The 16,026-nt window shown below is 45.0% G+C and carries 15 protein-coding genes; 11 read left to right on the top strand and 4 right to left on the bottom strand.

The genetic code is table 11. The features are described from left to right. The first annotated feature begins 1 nt into the window (after window position 1). The 6 genes from ligK to A3IK_RS21445 are packed head-to-tail and all read left to right on the top strand — an operon-like array spanning window position 2 to window position 4,153. Window positions 2-715 carry a 4-carboxy-4-hydroxy-2-oxoadipate aldolase/oxaloacetate decarboxylase gene (gene ligK / locus A3IK_RS0114430; RefSeq protein ID WP_020560694.1) on the top strand — a complete coding sequence of 238 codons (714 nt, stop codon included), beginning with the start codon at window positions 2-4 and terminating at the stop codon, window positions 713-715. Further along, window positions 712-1,758, top strand: coding sequence for an amidohydrolase family protein (locus A3IK_RS0114425; protein ID WP_020560693.1), 1,047 nt, complete (start codon window positions 712-714; stop codon window positions 1,756-1,758). Before ligK ends, A3IK_RS0114425 begins: the two co-directional genes overlap by 4 nt. Then, window positions 1,755-2,144, top strand: a complete 390-nt coding sequence (gene ligA / locus A3IK_RS0114420) for a protocatechuate 4,5-dioxygenase subunit alpha (protein WP_020560692.1) — start codon at window positions 1,755-1,757, stop codon at window positions 2,142-2,144. The genes A3IK_RS0114425 and ligA overlap by 4 nt, the downstream gene beginning before the upstream one ends. Further along, a complete protein-coding gene (locus A3IK_RS0114415; RefSeq protein WP_020560691.1) occupies window positions 2,144-3,001 on the top strand; it encodes a class III extradiol dioxygenase subunit beta in 858 nt (285 codons plus the stop codon). The genes ligA and A3IK_RS0114415 overlap by 1 nt, the downstream gene beginning before the upstream one ends. Window positions 3,002-3,004: 3 nt before the next feature. Continuing rightward, entirely contained in the window at window positions 3,005-3,955 is a 951-nt protein-coding gene (locus tag A3IK_RS0114410; protein WP_020560690.1) for a Gfo/Idh/MocA family oxidoreductase, read from the top strand. 12 nt (window positions 3,956-3,967) lie between these two features. Continuing rightward, entirely contained in the window at window positions 3,968-4,153 is a 186-nt protein-coding gene (locus A3IK_RS21445) for a hypothetical protein (protein WP_245539493.1), read from the top strand. 60 nt (window positions 4,154-4,213) lie between these two features. On the opposite strand, the gene queE is transcribed toward A3IK_RS21445, so the two are convergent. Next, window positions 4,214-4,891: a 7-carboxy-7-deazaguanine synthase QueE gene (gene queE, locus A3IK_RS0114400; protein ID WP_020560688.1), complete on the bottom strand. Its 678-nt coding sequence runs from the start codon at window positions 4,889-4,891 to the stop codon at window positions 4,214-4,216. Between the two features lie 336 nt (window positions 4,892-5,227). Here queE and A3IK_RS19630 point away from each other — a divergent pair, with 336 nt between their 5' ends. From A3IK_RS19630 to A3IK_RS0114385, 3 genes are all read left to right on the top strand, one after another. After that, window positions 5,228-6,994 (top strand): S8 family serine peptidase, encoded by a 1,767-nt coding sequence (locus A3IK_RS19630; protein WP_020560687.1) that lies wholly within the window; start codon window positions 5,228-5,230, stop codon window positions 6,992-6,994. Between the two features lie 97 nt (window positions 6,995-7,091). Then, window positions 7,092-8,699 carry an NAD(P)/FAD-dependent oxidoreductase gene (locus A3IK_RS0114390; RefSeq protein ID WP_026220989.1) on the top strand — a complete coding sequence of 536 codons (1,608 nt, stop codon included), beginning with the start codon at window positions 7,092-7,094 and terminating at the stop codon, window positions 8,697-8,699. Between the two features lie 132 nt (window positions 8,700-8,831). Continuing rightward, a complete protein-coding gene (locus A3IK_RS0114385) occupies window positions 8,832-9,605 on the top strand; it encodes a hypothetical protein (RefSeq protein WP_020560685.1) in 774 nt (257 codons plus the stop codon). Window positions 9,606-9,734: 129 nt separating this feature from the next. Here the strand turns inward: A3IK_RS0114385 and A3IK_RS0114380 are convergent, their stop codons facing one another. Further along, window positions 9,735-12,716 (bottom strand): NAD-glutamate dehydrogenase domain-containing protein, encoded by a 2,982-nt coding sequence (locus A3IK_RS0114380; protein ID WP_020560684.1) that lies wholly within the window; start codon window positions 12,714-12,716, stop codon window positions 9,735-9,737. A gap of 164 nt (window positions 12,717-12,880) precedes the next feature. Between A3IK_RS0114380 and ureG the strand changes: the two genes are divergently transcribed. Then, a complete protein-coding gene (gene ureG, locus A3IK_RS0114375; protein WP_020560683.1) occupies window positions 12,881-13,498 on the top strand; it encodes an urease accessory protein UreG in 618 nt (205 codons plus the stop codon). A 65-nt stretch (window positions 13,499-13,563) separates the two neighbouring features. Here the strand turns inward: ureG and A3IK_RS0114370 are convergent, their stop codons facing one another. Together A3IK_RS0114370 and A3IK_RS0114365 are read right to left on the bottom strand one after the other, a co-directional pair. Next, complete coding sequence (locus A3IK_RS0114370) at window positions 13,564-14,472, bottom strand: Dyp-type peroxidase (RefSeq protein WP_020560682.1); 909 nt, start codon at window positions 14,470-14,472, stop codon at window positions 13,564-13,566. Window positions 14,473-14,523: 51 nt separating this feature from the next. Continuing rightward, window positions 14,524-15,468 (bottom strand): AEC family transporter, encoded by a 945-nt coding sequence (locus A3IK_RS0114365; protein ID WP_020560681.1) that lies wholly within the window; start codon window positions 15,466-15,468, stop codon window positions 14,524-14,526. A gap of 74 nt (window positions 15,469-15,542) precedes the next feature. On the opposite strand from A3IK_RS0114365, the gene A3IK_RS0114360 reads away from it, so the two are divergent. After that, entirely contained in the window at window positions 15,543-16,010 is a 468-nt protein-coding gene (locus tag A3IK_RS0114360) for a methylglyoxal synthase (RefSeq protein ID WP_020560680.1), read from the top strand. Window positions 16,011-16,026 lie beyond the last annotated feature (16 nt).

Below are 16,026 nucleotides of genomic sequence, written 5' to 3'. Positions count from 1 at the left end.
AATGATGATTACCCATACTGTTCAAGGCGTTGCGGTTAAACACATTGAGCGTGCTGACCCTAAAGTGATTGATAGCTTGGCGCATTTTGGAGCCGCTACGGTGCATGAAGCACAAGGGCGCATTGGTAACCTGCAACCCTATTTACGTCCGATCTATTCCGGCGCTCGTATTGCGGGGAGTGCCATCACTATTTTGGCACAGCCCGGTGATAACTGGATGATTCATGTCGCCATTGAGTTATGCCAGCCCGGCGATATTTTGGTGGTTGGTACAACCACACCGTGTACGGATGGTTATTTTGGTGACTTGCTGGCAACCTCGGCTCAGGCACGAGGGGTGAGAGGTTTGATTATTGATGCAGGCGTGCGGGATGTGCGGGATCTTACCGAAATGCAATTTCCGGTGTGGTCAAAAGCGATCTCGATCAAGGGTACGGTAAAAAATACCTTAGGCTCGGTGAATGTACCCCTTTTATGCGCGGGGCAAATGATTATGCCCGGAGATGTGATAGTGGCAGATGATGATGGTGTCTGTGTTGTACCACGCCTCAATGCCGCAAAAACCCTAGACGCTGCCCAAAAACGTGAGGCTAATGAAACGGCAAAACGTGCCAAACTCGCCTCCGGTATTTTAGGGTTGGATATGTATAACATGCGTCTGGGTCTAGAGGCGGCAGGCTTTAAATATGTAGAACGCTTGGAGGATCTAACATGAGTAAACCCTTAGTGATTGATTGCCACGGACACTACACCACGGCACCGGATGAATTAGGTGAATACCGCGAGCAACAGAAAAAAGAGGTTAAGACGGATCCGCTCTTTGAGCATGTGAAGGGTGTGATCAATATTACCGATGATCAGATTCGGGAGAGCTTAGAAAACGCCCAGCTTAAATTACAACGTGAACGCGGTACTGATGTCGCTATCTTCTCTCCGCGTGCTAGTTGGATGGGACACCATATTGGTAATCAATCGACCAGTAAGTTTTGGACTGAACATTGTAATGATCTGATTTATCGTATTACGGAGCTATATCCACAAAAATTTATCGGTGCTGCACAATTGCCCCAATCTCCTAAAGCGGATATGAAAGCTAGTGCGGCTGAATTAGAGCGCTGTGTGACTGAACTGGGATTTGTGGGCTGTAATTTAAGTCCTGATCCTTCGGGGGGGCATTGGACTGCACCGCGTTTGGATGATCCTTATTGGTATCCGATTTACGAAAAAATGTGCGAGTTAGATGTGCCCGCCATGATTCATGTGAGTGCGTCCTGTCATCAGTGTTTTGATACCACCGGCTCGCATTATTTAGGCGCTGATACCGCAGCTTTTCAGCACTATATGATGACAAAGACCCTATTTCAGGACTTCCCGAATCTGAAATTGATTATTCCGCATGGGGGTGGAGCCGTACCCTATCACTGGGGACGGTTTAGAGGCTTGGCGGATATGATGAAGCTCCCGCACCTCAATGACATTATCAAAGACCATATTTACTTTGATACCTGTGTCTACCATCAAGAAGGCATTGATTTACTGCTGGAGGTTGTACCGATTGACAATATTTTGTTTGCCTCGGAAATGATTGGCGCAGTACGCGGTATCGATCCACAAACCGGACATTATTTTGATGATACCAAGCGTTATATCGATGACAGCGCACTCTCGGACGAGGACAAACGCAAGGTATTTGAACTCAATACCCGTCGAGTATTCCCGCGTTTAGATGCACGCTTGCAGGAGGTTGGATTGTTATGAGTACCGTAAAACCCTATCACGATATTCCGGGTACCACGATTTTTGATTTTGATATGGCTAATAAAGGCTATCACCTGAATCAATTTGCCATGTCCTTAATGAAAGCCGAAAACCGTGAACGCTTTAAAGCCGAAGAACGCGCCTATTTAGATGAGTGGGCGATGACGGAGGAGCAAAAACAATCCGTACTCGCGCGGGACTATAACTGGATGATGTCGCTCGGTGGGAATGTGTATTTCCTCGCTAAAATATTCTCCACTGATGGTTTAAGTTTCCAAGCAGCAGCGGCCAGCATGACCGGGATGACGCAAGAAGAGTATGCCCAAATGATGTTAGAGGGCGGGCGTACTCCGGTCGGCAATTTGTACAAAAAGGAGTCACAATAATGGCAAAAATTACCGCTGGGGTAGCAACCTCGCATGTCCCCGCAATTGGTGTAGCCATCGATCTAGGCAAAACCGAGCAACCTTATTGGAAACCCGTGTTTGCAGGCTATGAGTATGTGAAAGAGTGGATTAAAGAACAAAAGCCGGATGTGATTTTTTTGGTTTATAACGATCATGCCACCGCTTTTGATTTGAGTATGATTCCGACCTTTGCCATTGGTTGTGCACCGGAGTTTAAACCGGCTGATGAAGGGTGGGGAGCACGTCCTGTACCGGTGGTGAAGGGGCATCCTGTTTTAGCCGCACATATTACTCAGTCGTTGATTCAGGATAATTTTGATCTAACGATTGTGAATGAAATGGATGTGGATCATGGTTTGACAGTGCCTTTGTCTTTGGTATTTGGGCAAGTAGAAGAGTGGCCGTGTTTGATTATTCCCTTTGCCGTCAATGTGGTGATCTATCCGCCTCCTTCTGGGCAGCGTTGTTATGACTTGGGTAAGGCTTTGCGTAAAGCCATTGAAAGTTTTCCTGAAGATCTCAATGTGCAAGTTTGGGGTACGGGGGGCATGAGCCATCAATTACAAGGGCCGCGTGCCGGACTCATTAATAAAGAGTTTGATAATGAGTTTTTAGATCGCCTGATTGCTGAGCCTGCCGAATTAGCTAAAGAACCCCATATTCGCTATGTGCGTGAAGCTGGTTCAGAAGGGGTAGAGTTGGTGATGTGGCTGATTATGCGCGGCGCATTAGAGGATGACATTGAAGTTAAACAGCGCTTTTATCATGTACCTGCCTCTAATACGGCAGTCGGTCATTTAGTACTAGAAAATAGTAGCCACAGTGCAGGAGTATAAAAGATGAAAATTGGTATGATTGGTGAGGGAGCCTTTGGGCATAAGCATTTAGATGCCCTGAAAAATATCTCTGGTGTTGAGGTCACGGCGTTAGTCGGTGGTGTGGCTGAAAGTACATTAGCGACCGCGCAAAAATATAATATCCCGTTTTGGACCTTAGATTTAGCCGAGGCTTTAGCCCGTCCTGATGTGGATGCCTTTATTATTACCTCGCCCACCCCTATTCACGCGAAGCAAGCTTTGCAAGTGATGGATGCGGGCAAGCACGTCATGATTGAAATCCCCATGGCTGACACCTTAGCCGATGCGGAAGCGATTTGTGCCAAGCAACAAGAAACCGGCTTAGTCGCTATGGCAGGGCATACACGCCGTTTTAATCCAAGCCACCAATGGGTACACAACAAAATTGTAGCCGGTGAGCTAAAAATTCAGCAAATGGATGTGCAAACCTATTTCTTCCGCCGTCAAAACTTAAATGCTTTAGGGCAGCCACGCTCGTGGACGGATCATTTATTGTGGCATCACGCTTGCCATACGGTTGATCTATTTGCGTATCAAACGGGTGAAAAGATTGTTCAAGTACAAGCCTTACAAGGGCCAAAACATCCCGAACTCGGCATTGCAATGGATATGAGCATTGGCTTGAAATCAGAATCAGGCGCTATTTGTACTTTATCCTTGTCGTTTAATAATAATGGCCCCTTAGGTTCCTTTTTCCGTTATATCGGTGATAATGGCACCTATATTGCGCGTTACGATGATTTAGTCGATGGGCATGAAAAACCTATTGATGTGAGTCAAGTAGCCGTATCCATGAATGGTATTGAATTGCAAGACCGTGAATTTATTGCTGCCATTCGGGAAAAACGTGAACCTAATGCCAGTGTGCAACAAGCTTTAGCCGCGATGCGAGTATTAGATTTATTAGAGCAACAACTAGAGTTAAAGCAATAACGCTTAATTTTGATGAATGAACTTGTTTTAATGTTAATCGCCCTAGGCACTTTAACGCTGACTGGCATTATGGGTGGGATGATTTTAATCGCCCTCATGCCCGGTTTACTCCCCGCCGCTGCTATTGTTCCGGTACATGCGGCGACTCAGTTAGTCTCAATTCGAATGGTATGTCGTTTCATCATTTTTTTCTTATAATTTTAGTTATGTTAAAAATAGGACACTTAGACAAAACAATCCTAGATTAGCGACTTTTCACTATCGAATATCGACCATTTTGTGCCACTGTATTGACACTTGCCATCCTTCTTTAATGGCTGTTGTTATACATAAATCTGTTGCCTTAGGTGATAAGCTTAAGGGCTGTAAATAGACTAATTTTCCCTGAATAGGGAGTTGTTTGAGTTGATAGATATCGTCTTCTTTACCCACCGGCATTTTGATTTCATTGGCTTTTTTAAGCGTATCTAGAAGTAGTGCCTTGTTGCCACTCATATTTATTTTAGGGCTAACAGTTACCCAAGTATGGGGGTGAGCCAAAATATCAGCCGTACCAGAGGTTTCAATTTGTACACTAAACCCTTTTTCAATCAACAGATTCGATAGCGGTCTTAGATCATATTGGCAAGGTTCGCCCCCAGTGATAACGACATGTTTGACGTTAGACTGCTCCGCAAGGGCTAGTAATGCTTGCTCATCCAGATAGGTATAGGTCTCACTATCAACACTTTTGGCGCTTAGTTCGGCAATAGAAATAATGTGCTGAGGTAAGATCGACCATGTATGTTTGGTATCACACCAGCCACATCCCACCTCACAGCCCTGCATTCTAATGAAGAAAGCGGGCGTGCCACTAAAAATCGCCTCGGTTTGGATACTGGTAAAAAACTCATTAATGGGATATTTCATAAGACGCACTGCATTTTCTAGTTTCATCAACGGTACACTTGACCAGCACCACGCCTGTACCTTCTAACAGTCTAGGAGCCACGACTTCCACCATATCCCCTCATGCCCAACGACGCGGTGACCGGCACAAATATCATGATAGCGACTGGCGGTAATTTTACTCACCCTAGATGCTCCTAAAAATAGCACTAGTCTATCTGTTTCTAGGCTCCATAGCTAAAAATAGTCAAAGCCAACCCCATTTAGTCATCTGCCATTAATCTTGAAAAATTGACGTTTTGATGTCGATATGTAATTTTAATACGCTATAGTAATAAATGATAACAAACTCCCAAGGGCATAATAATAACAGGATGATTGACTATGCTTATTTCTCGTACATTGAGTGTTGTGGCGCTATTGTTGGCTTTACAATCTACCACAAGCTTTGCCGCTCAAACTCCTCAACCTGCTTCTACTGTTACTGAGTTAGGAACGGATCAGATCATTATTCGTTTTAAACCTAATGCTAATCTTTTAGGTATTGATAGGGTTGTGAATCAACTAGGTGGCTCACAAGTAGATCGCTTACGCTATGTTCGGACTACCCAACAAGATTCTGATGTTTTTAAATGGGAACGACGCAAAAGTCGTAAGCAATTAGACGACCTTACCAAATGGTTAAAAAGCCAACCAGAAGTCGAATATGCAGAACCCGACTTTATTATGACCGCGTTGGCCTTACCTAATGACACATCACTGAATTATCAGTGGTCATTATTAGATATGGTGACAGGCATTCGTGCTGAGCCTGCTTGGAATGTATCTACCGGAGCTGGTAGTGTTGTAGCAGTGATTGATACAGGCTATCGCCCCCATGCTGACTTGGTGGCTAATCTATTACCCGGCTATGATATGATTAATGATAGCAGTGTTGCTGTGGATGGGAATGGGCGTGATGCCGATGCTTCTGATCCGGGGGATTATTATGCAGCAGGTGAATGTGGTAGCACGACCGCGCGTAATAGTTCATGGCATGGTACTCATGTCGCCGGTACGATTGCTGCTGTCGCTAATAATAGTATGGGGATTGCAGGGGTCGCTTATAATGCCAAAGTGGTGCCTGTACGTGTACTAGGTAAATGCGGTGGCTATACCTCGGATATTGCCGATGGTATGTTATGGGCGTCTGGTAATACGGTTAGCGGTGCGGCGCTGAATTTAAATCCTGCTAAGGTTTTGAATCTGAGCCTCGGCGGACAAAATGCCTGTGGTACGACCACACAAAATGCCATTAATGCGGCGCGTGCGCGTGGGGCTACGGTAGTGGTAGCGGCTGGGAATAATAATCTAGATGCTTCTGCTTTTTCACCCGCTAATTGTGCTGGGGTTATTACCGTTGCGGCAACGGGACGCAATGGTGGGAAAGCGCTCTATTCTAATTATGGCGCGAGTGTAGATATCGCAGCCCCCGGTGGTTCTGCCTATAATGGTGCAACCGAGGGGATTTTATCCACTCTCAATAGTGGCTTACAACAACCCGGCGTTGATGCTTATGCGTTCTATCAAGGCACTAGCATGGCGACACCTCATGTGGCGGGCATTGCAGCTTTGATGTATGCAGTTCATCCTACCATTACACCTGACCAAGTCGAGTCCATCTTAAAATCGACCGCGCGTCCTTTCCCTGCTACTTGTAATGCTTGTGGCGCGGGCTTAGTGGATGCCGAGGCGGCTGTGAATGCGGCTCTGACATTGAAGCAAAATGACCCTTATTTAGCATTACGTTCGAATTGGCTGAGCAACAAAGCCCTGTGGCTCACGAAACGGCTATTGAGCTATACCTATGTGTTAGAGCAACAAACCGGAACTAGCTCCGTGCGCTATAAAATTACGGTGCAAAATGGGGTTGTCACAGCAGGCATTAATCTAGCCAATAATCGCGCATTAAAATCTAGACAAATTAGCTCACTATACACTATTGATCAATTATTTATGTTAGTTGACCAAGCGATTATGGCTCAATATGCCACCATTCAAGCAAGTTATGATGCCACCTTTGGGTATCCTAGCGTGCTTTACTTTGATCCTAAAGCAACCATTAGTGGGGATGAAAGCAGTTATAAGGTGAGTGGTTTTACCCCGTTATAACAACCCTGATAACACCCCTAAAAAGGTAGCAGTTCGATATAGCAAGCGGTTGCATTATGATATAGTGCGCCGCTTGTTTGCTTTGGATGATACCCCTATGTTGCGCTTAACTGAATTGCGTTTACCCCTAGATCACCCCCCCGAAGCCTTAAAGGCTGCGCTTATTGAGCGTTTGCAAATTGCCGCTGCTGATTTGCAAGCGTTTAAAGTTTTTAAGCGTGGCTATGATGCGCGTAAAAAATCAGCCATTGTTTGGGTCTATACCTTAGACCTTGAGCTTAACCATGAAGCAGCCGTATTAGAGCGCTTTGCTAATGATCCGCATGTGCAAGTCACACCAAATATGGTTTATCGTTTTGTGGGTAAAGCGCCAGAGCACCTAGTCGAGCGTCCTGTGATTGTAGGGTTTGGGCCGTGCGGTATGTTGGCAGGATTAATATTGGCGCAAATGGGGTTTAGGCCGATTATTCTAGAGCGTGGTAAAAAGGTTAGAGAGCGCACTAAAGATACTTGGGGGCTATGGCGTAAAGGGGTATTAAATCCTGAGTCTAATGTACAGTTTGGTGAAGGGGGGGCGGGCACATTTTCGGACGGTAAGCTCTATAGTCAAATTAAAGACCCGCGTCATTTAGGGCGTAAGGTATTAGAGGAGTTTGTGAAAGCCGGAGCACCCGAAGAAATTCTCTATGTCAGTAAGCCACATATTGGCACGTTTCGCTTGGTCAAGATGGTGGAATCGATTCGTGCTGAGATTGAGGCCTTAGGGGGCGAGGTGCGCTTTCAACAACAAGTGACAGATTTAATACAGGATCAGGAGCAGCTATTAGGGGTGCGTTTAGCGGATGGCACTGAGGTCATGAGTCGGCATATTATTTTTGCCTTAGGCCATAGTGCGCGAGATACCTTTGCTATGCTGCATCAGCGTGGTGTGTATATGCAGGCCAAACCGTTTTCGATCGGGTTTAGAATTGAGCATCCCCAGCGTTTGATTGATGAGGCACGTCTAGGTTCCTTTGCAGGCCATGAAGCCTTGGGGGCGGCGGATTATAAATTAGTCCATCATGCTAAAAATGGACGTGCGGTATATAGCTTTTGTATGTGTCCGGGGGGGCAGGTGGTAGCGGCAACTTCTGAAGATGGGAGGGTCGTGACCAATGGCATGAGCCAATACTCGCGTGCAGAGCGGAATGCGAATGCGGGGATTGTGGTGGCTATTAGCCCAAAAGATTATCCGGGTAATGTATTAGCGGGATTAGCTTTTCAACAACAGTTTGAAAGCCGCGCCTATGAATTGGGCGGTGGTGGCTATTTAGCCCCTGCGCAATTAGTGGGTGATTTCCTAAAAGATATACCCTCTAGCACCTTAGGGAGTGTAGAACCCTCCTATCAACCCGGTGTGCATCTGACCAATTTAGCGCCTAGCTTACCGCCTTATGCCATTGAGGCGATAAGAGAAGCATTACCCGCGTTTGAGCGCTCTATTAAAGGTTTTGCGAGCTATGATGCGGTCTTGACGGGGGTAGAAACGCGGACTTCTTCACCCATTAATATGACTCGTGGGGACGATTTGCAAAGCCTAAGTATTAAAGGTTTTTATCCTGCAGGTGAGGGCGCGGGTTATGCAGGTGGGATTTTATCCGCAGGGGTGGATGGCATTAAAGTAGCCGAAGCGGTTGCACAGGCAATGTTAAAAACTATGCCCTAGTACGCGTGTGAGCACGGTTCTGTTGGATAATACTTTGCAGTATTATCTACGCCCAAGTTGTAGTCATAACGTTTGGGCTATAATGATGACTAACTATTTTAATTCAGAACCCTGTAGAAAAGGATTTTTTCCATGAGTATTAAACTACTAGCTTTAGTAAGCTCGTTATTACTGGCTACGTCTGCGTATGCAGCAACCCCACAACCTCAACCTAAAGCAGCCTCTGCTGAGTGGGCTACTCTGCCATCGGTTGTGACTTATACGGATGAAGGTAATTATGTCATAGTCACCCCTGCTGTCCCTTCCAGCTCCTCTACTAAAGCTAGCACTACGAAAAAGAAAAAAGCCAAAAAGAAAGTCAAAGCCGTAGCGAGTACAAGTAAGACTACGACGCAGAAAAAAGCGGTGAGTGCAAAAAAAGAAAAGGTGAAAACCATCAAAGCTACTAAGGCTGTCCAGCCAGTAGTTAAGGTTACTCAGCCAGCCAGCCCTGCCAAGGCAGCAGAGCCAGAGCCTGTCATCAAGCCGGCAAAGATGGATACAAAACCAGCCGTGAGTACCAGCAATAGCATGGATACTATGGATATGGGCAAGGATAAAACCGACGATGTACCCGTCTTAAAGTTAGAGGCACCTAAGCCAGAGGCTAAACCTATCCCTGATGCGAAACCGAGCGCTCCAAGCAGTAGTTCTAGCACTTCAAGTAGCTCTTCTACTTTGAACAGTATGCCTAGTAGTAGTTCTAGTACCTCAAGCAGTACCTCAACTAGTATGCCCAGTAGTCATTCTAGCACTTCAACTAGTACCTCAAGTAGCTCTAGCACTCCAAGCAGTACCTCAACGAGTTCTCCGGTAGAAATTAAGAAGCCCGAAGAAAAACCTGCACTGGATAGCACGATTAAATAATAGATTTTTGCTAAGTAGGTATAGCAAAGTAATTGGGTATTTCTGGAGCAGTTGCGGAAGAAATACTCGCTTACTTTCTAAGAATCTGGGGGCGAAGTACATACTCCGCCCCTTTTTTATTAGAGAAAGCTAGACAGCTTCTTTTAGATGCTGAACTTGTGAGGCGATCATATCCGCATACACGGTGTCATCATTACCCTCATAGACCAGTTGCGAGGCCAACTTACTGGCTAAAATGGCAAATTTGAGTTTATTAGGTAAACGCTCAACACGTCCTTTCCAGAACGGATCGGTAGCAATCATACGTGGTAAGTGCAGCAAAATGGCATGAATATAATCGGGTCGATTGACCAGTTCGGGATTTTTCTGGAAATAGGCAAATATTTTTGCATAATGCTCATTGATTTCACGGCTGACTTTATTAGAAATAGCGGTATAAGGCTCACTCGTTTCGCGGTTGCGTTTTATAATCAAGCGTGCCTCTTTTTCGGCTAGCTGATTGAGTATCACTAATACATCGCTAACATATTGGGCTTTATTTGCTAAGAATTCTTCATCATTCATTAGAAGATTAGCAATAATTTCATAGGATGAAGAAATAACCCCGCACTTATTAGCCGAGGCATCACGCATAATCACCACCCCGCGTGTTTGTAGGGCTAGGCGTGCATCAGGGGTAATAAATGAATTGGCTCCCTCAATAATCACTCTCGCTGAGGGTGCTCCATTTTTGAAAAACTGCTCGACATTACGCATATCAATCGTTTCTGGGCGACCACCTGCAGGAATGAATAGATCAGTTTCTACGGTGAAAATTAAGTTATTAAAGGTTTTATAAAACTCATCATTTGACACCCACTCCTCTTTCAAACCTTGCTCGGTTTTCAGTAGCTTTTTAAATAGCTCACGTAAGCCTTCTTTACGAGTTTGTTGGCGATAGAGGATAAAGCCGCCGGTATGTAAGGCATTCGCATCAAAAGCATCGGCATCGGCTTTCAGGACAATTTGGCTTAAGGCAGCATGGTCTAAACCTTGAGGATCGTATAAAGCACCAGAGCCATCAATAATCAGGCGAATTTCGACTTGTGGACAACGCTCTAATAATAAACGCATCCCATTACCCGCCACATCACCATTAGGCCCGCCGGTGAATTTCACGCTAAAGCGGTCTTGATGCATATTAATGCCCAAGGTTTCCTGCATGGTAACTTCTGCAAAGCGGGTCACACCAATGGAAGTTACACCATATTCTTTATGATTAATCCCTACTTGTTTACTCGACATAATACCAGAACCGAGTAAATAGCCCCGCTTTACTGCTTGCTTAGCAATGAGTTCAATCATGGTGTCATGCATATTTTCATCGGGACCTAATTCAATAGGCTCGTCTTCACCATAATAATCCAGCACACGCGTATCTTTAGCATGGCCATTTTCAGTGACATAAATATCTAAAAAGGCATTAATAAAACCAAATTGTAATTTATAAAGTTGTTGGCGTCGTTTATCCGCATCGGCACCAATATCAACATTAAGAATGGCGACCATTTTAGAGCCACCCTCATAAATATCTTTATTTTTTAAATGCTGAGTATGGGCGAGTACATAATTTTCACGGAATAGGGTATTAGCACTATTGAGATAGTCATCCCGTCCTTGCGTGATCAGGGTACGCCAGCCGCCACGTGCAATATCAGAGAAGCCAATATGATAACCAGAGCCACGTCGACCAAAGAAGAAGGTAATTCTAAACGGACGATCATTCGGTAAATCTGAAGTAAACTCTGTACCTAACTCCTCTAAGTAAGCGGGATCTAAACGAAATGCCAGTGCATGTTTTTCGGGTACAAAGAAATTGGTTTTTAAGCAGTATTGAATAAAGCTAATCGCACAGCGGAAAATAGTACGGCGTAACTCATCTAAAAAGCGCCGTCCGGTATTAAAGGTCGCCACTAGATTATTGGTTTCATCCAATATTTGAGTATAAGTATCACGCTCACTGCATTCAGGATCAAAACGAGTATAAAATAACTTGATTAATTGCAGGGTAATGTCGGGGTGATTATGAAAAGCTTGGGCAATCGTATCCGGTGTGTATTTATCAGGGCGATTATGCGCTAGATTGGTATGACAAAAGCTAATCATAGCCTCAATTAAGGTGGCATCAATACCATTCACAATCCCCGTCTCAACCATAGTGGGATAGGTCGCAGCTAAATTAGAGATAATTTGAGTATTATAGAGTTCGCGCTGTAAACGTTGATAGAGTTCAGAGCCTTTTTCTAGTGATTTGCCTTCCCGTGATGCAACATAAAAAGTTGCAAGGAAATAAGGATACACACCATTGCTCATAGTGAGGTTATAAGCACGTTTGACGCCAATATTGAGACGCTTAAATACCGCCATGATTTGTAATAAATAATCATTAGGTGGTGGATTGCCTACCCCGAATAGAATTCGTGTGGTTTCTCCTGTAGTACCTTGATTAAAGGGGAGCGCATCAAAGTAAATGTCATCATTATTACGGGTTTTGACATAGAGGTCGATAATGCGCGCTAGACGTTCGGGATGGGATACTTGTACATATTGTTCATTATTAGCCCATAATAATTGGATTAAAGCTTTAGCTTCATCGAGGGGAATGGTGCTATTACCATCGGCTAATATATCTAATACGGATTGTTCAATAGTGCTAGGAACGGGACTGAAGTTACCTTCTGCTATTTCTGGATCGGTTTTACGGGCATAATCAAAGCGTAAAATCTCTAGCGGATGTTTACTATTAGGGAGATTAATTTGCGAGGTATTAATCTCGGTGTAAGAAAGATTATTCCGTTTAGGGAGTTGTCCGAGTGCATCATATAGTGAGTTAGGATAACTGATTTGCGCGAGCATAATACGGTCATCACGATCCACCAGCGGCAGTTTATGTAAGACGTCTAAGCGCCCTAAATTATTGGCTAATACGGCTAAAGCATCGGTCTCGTCACGATTAAAATTAAAAAAGAACGGGTGTAGTGCTTGGTCGAGCCATAATAAACGGGCGGGAGTTTGGGCCTGTTGGGTAAAGAGTTGTACTTCAATAGCGCGAAGAATTGAGTTTGAATCCATATTATTCGTCCTAGCTGGGTGAAGGAATGTGTAATTAATGTTGTTGGTAACGCGGTAGTATGAAGCTGCTAGAGTAGCGGTTTTAAGCGTCAGTGCCTAGAGGCATGACGCATTGGCGTAAAACTTGCTGCCGCCAAGTTAGGCTAAATAAATAGGAGTATTGTATGTCTAATCCTTTACGGGTGGGTATTGGTGGGCCGGTCGGGTCAGGTAAGACGGCGTTATTAGATGCCTTGTGTAAAGCCATGCGGGATGATTACGACATTGCCGTAGTCACTAATGATATTTACACCAAAGAAGATGCGCAGTTTTTAATGCGTAGTGAAGCCTTGCCTGTGGAGCGTATTGTCGGGGTCGAAACGGGGGGCTGTCCGCATACTGCGATTCGAGAGGATGCCTCGATGAATCTGGCGGCAGTAGAGGATTTGCAAGCCCGCTTCCCTAATCTGGATGTAGTCTTTATTGAAAGCGGGGGCGATAACCTCTCGGCGACGTTTAGCCCAGAGTTGGCGGATTTAATGATCTATGTGATTGATGTGGCGGAAGGGGAAAAAATCCCGCGTAAAGGCGGCCCTGGTATTACCCGCTCGGATTTATTAGTGATCAATAAGATTGACCTTGCACCCTATGTGGGCGCATCACTCACCGTTATGGAGCAAGATAGTAAGCGTATGCGCGGCGAGCGCCCGTTTGTGTTTTCTAATCTCAAAACCAAGCAAGGCTTACAAACCATTATTGAGTTTATTGTTGAGCGTGGCATGTTGACTAAACAGGCGGCTTAGTCTGCGTTAGGTCTTAATCCCCCTCTGCGTTTGGCTAGTAGGAGGGGGATAGCTCATGGAGCAAATTAAATATCTTCTAAATCAAATAATTCATCTAATAAATCTTGCGGGGGCGCAAAGAAATAATTGCCACCTACTGCTTTGGTCACTTCCAATAAGCGATCCTTTAGCCCATCCTCAGTTAAGCCATACATACGTTTTAGCATTTCATCTATGACGGCTAAATCATTGGTAAATGAAAAGAAAAATAACCCTTTTTCACCCCCAGCACTGCCATAGGGTAGGCTAAAGCGTAGAATATCGGTTCCTACATCCACCCGTGCAATATGTGAAGTCGCAGGCTTGCTCGCATCATCGAGTTCTTCGCCTTCCCATTTGGTGCGCCCCATGACTTTTTGTTGTTCTTCTACGCTATAACTCTGCCATTTTTTTAAATCATGGACAAAGCGCTGGGCAAATACAAAGCTACCCTTTTGGCAAGCTCCGGTACTCTCTGGTAATAAGGTAACGGCATCGGACTCTTCACCTTCAACCGGATTTTCAATGCCATCAATGAATCCGGTTAAATCACGGCGCTCATGAAAACGAAAGGCACTGCATTCATCTACGACGGTAATGCCCTCCCAGCCACTCACCAATGCATCAGCCAGTTCAAAACATAAATCTACCCGAGTGCTGGCAATATAGACCATTAAATCAGCCGGCACAGCAGGATGTGGAAACTCACCCTCGACCACCGGCATATCTAAGAAATGTTCTGGCCCTTCGGTATAAAGCTCCTGCCATAATGCTTTGCCAAAGGCTAAGGTAGTTGCCATACCGGCATAGGGTTGGGTGCGAGCCAGCACATGGCGCTTGGCATAAAAGGCAGTGATTTGTTCTTTTAGAGCGCTTTTACCTTGTGGTGTTACACGGATCATTAAAAACCGTGCGGCGGGATGGTGTTCGCCATGAATACCGGTTTGAGCGGACATAGTGGTCTCCTAACTATTAAAAATTAAACAGGGAGTATAAAAGAAAAAGCGTTAGAGTAATAAAGCCGTCCATAACGCCACACTGATGAGAGAAAAGAGCGTCGAGAGTGCCACTATTTGGGCAGTTTCGTGGCTAAAGGTATTGTATTTAAGCGCGACCACATGGGCTAAGGCACCTGTGGGTAGGGCAGTCAGTAAGACGGTAGTTAATAGCCAAGTGTGGTCTTCAACCCCCACGAGCCAAAAGCATAAATAGGTAATCCCCGGATGTAGCACAAGTTTTACGAGGATTAACCACGCTAGTTCGCCTTTATTGACTTGGGTATTCCTCCATTGCAATCCTGCCCCTAAGCAAAATAAGGCGACCGGAATCGCAGCGGGGGCGAGCATCTCTAATGCAGCCTCGATTCCAGCAGGAATAGGCACTTGCCCTGCCGAGCAGAGCACCCCTAATATCGTGGCTACAAAAATGGGGTTACGCAGTAAAGCACGATCTAAAATAGCACCCACTGCACGGATACTCATGGCACCTTGTGCATGCGCCTCTATCAATAATTGTGATCCAGCAATGAGCACTAAATTACCCATTAAGATAATAGCGATTAAGGCTCCGTGCGCTTTGTTGCCTAGCACACTCATAATAAGGGGGATGCCCATATAGGCAAAATTAGCAAAGGTAGCGGCTAAACCGCGTTGCACTAAGTTAGTAAAACCTCGGATATGAAATAGGTTATAACAACCCGCAACCGCGATCAGCCCCGTGATAAGTGCTGCGAGGCTAAATAGGCCTAAGCCGGAAAGATGCAGTAAATGCTCAAGATTTTGTTGGCGAGCCGCATTAAATAATAAAGCAGGCACGGCAAAATAATAGACAAAACTATTCAGCGCAGGGAGCATTTTGCTATCAAGTACGGTACGTTTGGCTAAATAGCCTAAACCTATCAAAATAAACAGCGGAATAATGGCATTTAGCCCCGCTAAGAAACTAGCAGACATGAGTGAGTGTTCAGCATAATGGAGGGAGTCGTATTTTACTGCATATCAACCTTAATTCAAAAGGAACTCTATTTATGAAGGCACTAGCGATGATTGCTCATGACCAACAAAAACGTGCTTTATGTGATTGGGTTAAAGCCCATCAAGCCTATTTTTTAGAGCGACCCATTGTCGCGACCGGAACTACTGCAAAACTGATTAAGGCTGAGAATCCAGCATTAGATATTACAGGTGTTAAGAGTGGCCCATTAGGGGGCGATCAACAAATTGGTGCTTTAATTGCCGAGGGGAAGATTGAGGTTGTATTTTTCTTTCAAGACCCCATGACTGCCCAGCCGCATGATGTGGATGTTAAAGCCTTAGTACGACTAGCCACGGTCTATGATGTGCCGATTGCCTGTAATGAGAGTACCGCGAATTATATTATTAGCAGCCCCTACTTTATGCATCCCGAACAAGCTCCACAACCGAAAAGTGTCGAGGAGCGTTATGGTAGTTATTTAAAACGGGTAGTGCAGCAGGTGGTTCCACAAGAGAAATAGTAGATGCAAAAGGTCA

Source organism: Thiofilum flexile DSM 14609 (assembly GCF_000380185.1).
Lineage (GTDB): Bacteria > Pseudomonadota > Gammaproteobacteria > Thiotrichales > Thiotrichaceae > Thiofilum > Thiofilum flexile.
This window is presented reverse-complemented; position numbering and strand designations above follow the sequence as displayed.

Coding starts and splice junctions, on each gene's coding strand:
- A3IK_RS0114385 (WP_020560685.1), top strand. CDS start 8,832: ATGAGTATTAAACTACTAGCTTTAGTAAGCTCGTTATTACTGGCTACG.
- A3IK_RS0114360 (WP_020560680.1), top strand. CDS start 15,543: ATGAAGGCACTAGCGATGATTGCTCATGACCAACAAAAACGTGCTTTA.
- A3IK_RS0114415 (WP_020560691.1), top strand. CDS start 2,144: ATGGCAAAAATTACCGCTGGGGTAGCAACCTCGCATGTCCCCGCAATT.
- A3IK_RS0114390 (WP_026220989.1), top strand. CDS start 7,092: ATGTTGCGCTTAACTGAATTGCGTTTACCCCTAGATCACCCCCCCGAA.
- A3IK_RS0114365 (WP_020560681.1), bottom strand. CDS start 15,468: ATGTCTGCTAGTTTCTTAGCGGGGCTAAATGCCATTATTCCGCTGTTT.
- A3IK_RS19630 (WP_020560687.1), top strand. CDS start 5,228: ATGCTTATTTCTCGTACATTGAGTGTTGTGGCGCTATTGTTGGCTTTA.
- ligK (WP_020560694.1), top strand. CDS start 2: ATGATGATTACCCATACTGTTCAAGGCGTTGCGGTTAAACACATTGAG.
- ligA (WP_020560692.1), top strand. CDS start 1,755: ATGAGTACCGTAAAACCCTATCACGATATTCCGGGTACCACGATTTTT.
- A3IK_RS21445 (WP_245539493.1), top strand. CDS start 3,968: ATGAATGAACTTGTTTTAATGTTAATCGCCCTAGGCACTTTAACGCTG.
- A3IK_RS0114380 (WP_020560684.1), bottom strand. CDS start 12,716: ATGGATTCAAACTCAATTCTTCGCGCTATTGAAGTACAACTCTTTACC.
- ureG (WP_020560683.1), top strand. CDS start 12,881: ATGTCTAATCCTTTACGGGTGGGTATTGGTGGGCCGGTCGGGTCAGGT.
- queE (WP_020560688.1), bottom strand. CDS start 4,891: ATGAAACTAGAAAATGCAGTGCGTCTTATGAAATATCCCATTAATGAG.
- A3IK_RS0114370 (WP_020560682.1), bottom strand. CDS start 14,472: ATGTCCGCTCAAACCGGTATTCATGGCGAACACCATCCCGCCGCACGG.
- A3IK_RS0114410 (WP_020560690.1), top strand. CDS start 3,005: ATGAAAATTGGTATGATTGGTGAGGGAGCCTTTGGGCATAAGCATTTA.
- A3IK_RS0114425 (WP_020560693.1), top strand. CDS start 712: ATGAGTAAACCCTTAGTGATTGATTGCCACGGACACTACACCACGGCA.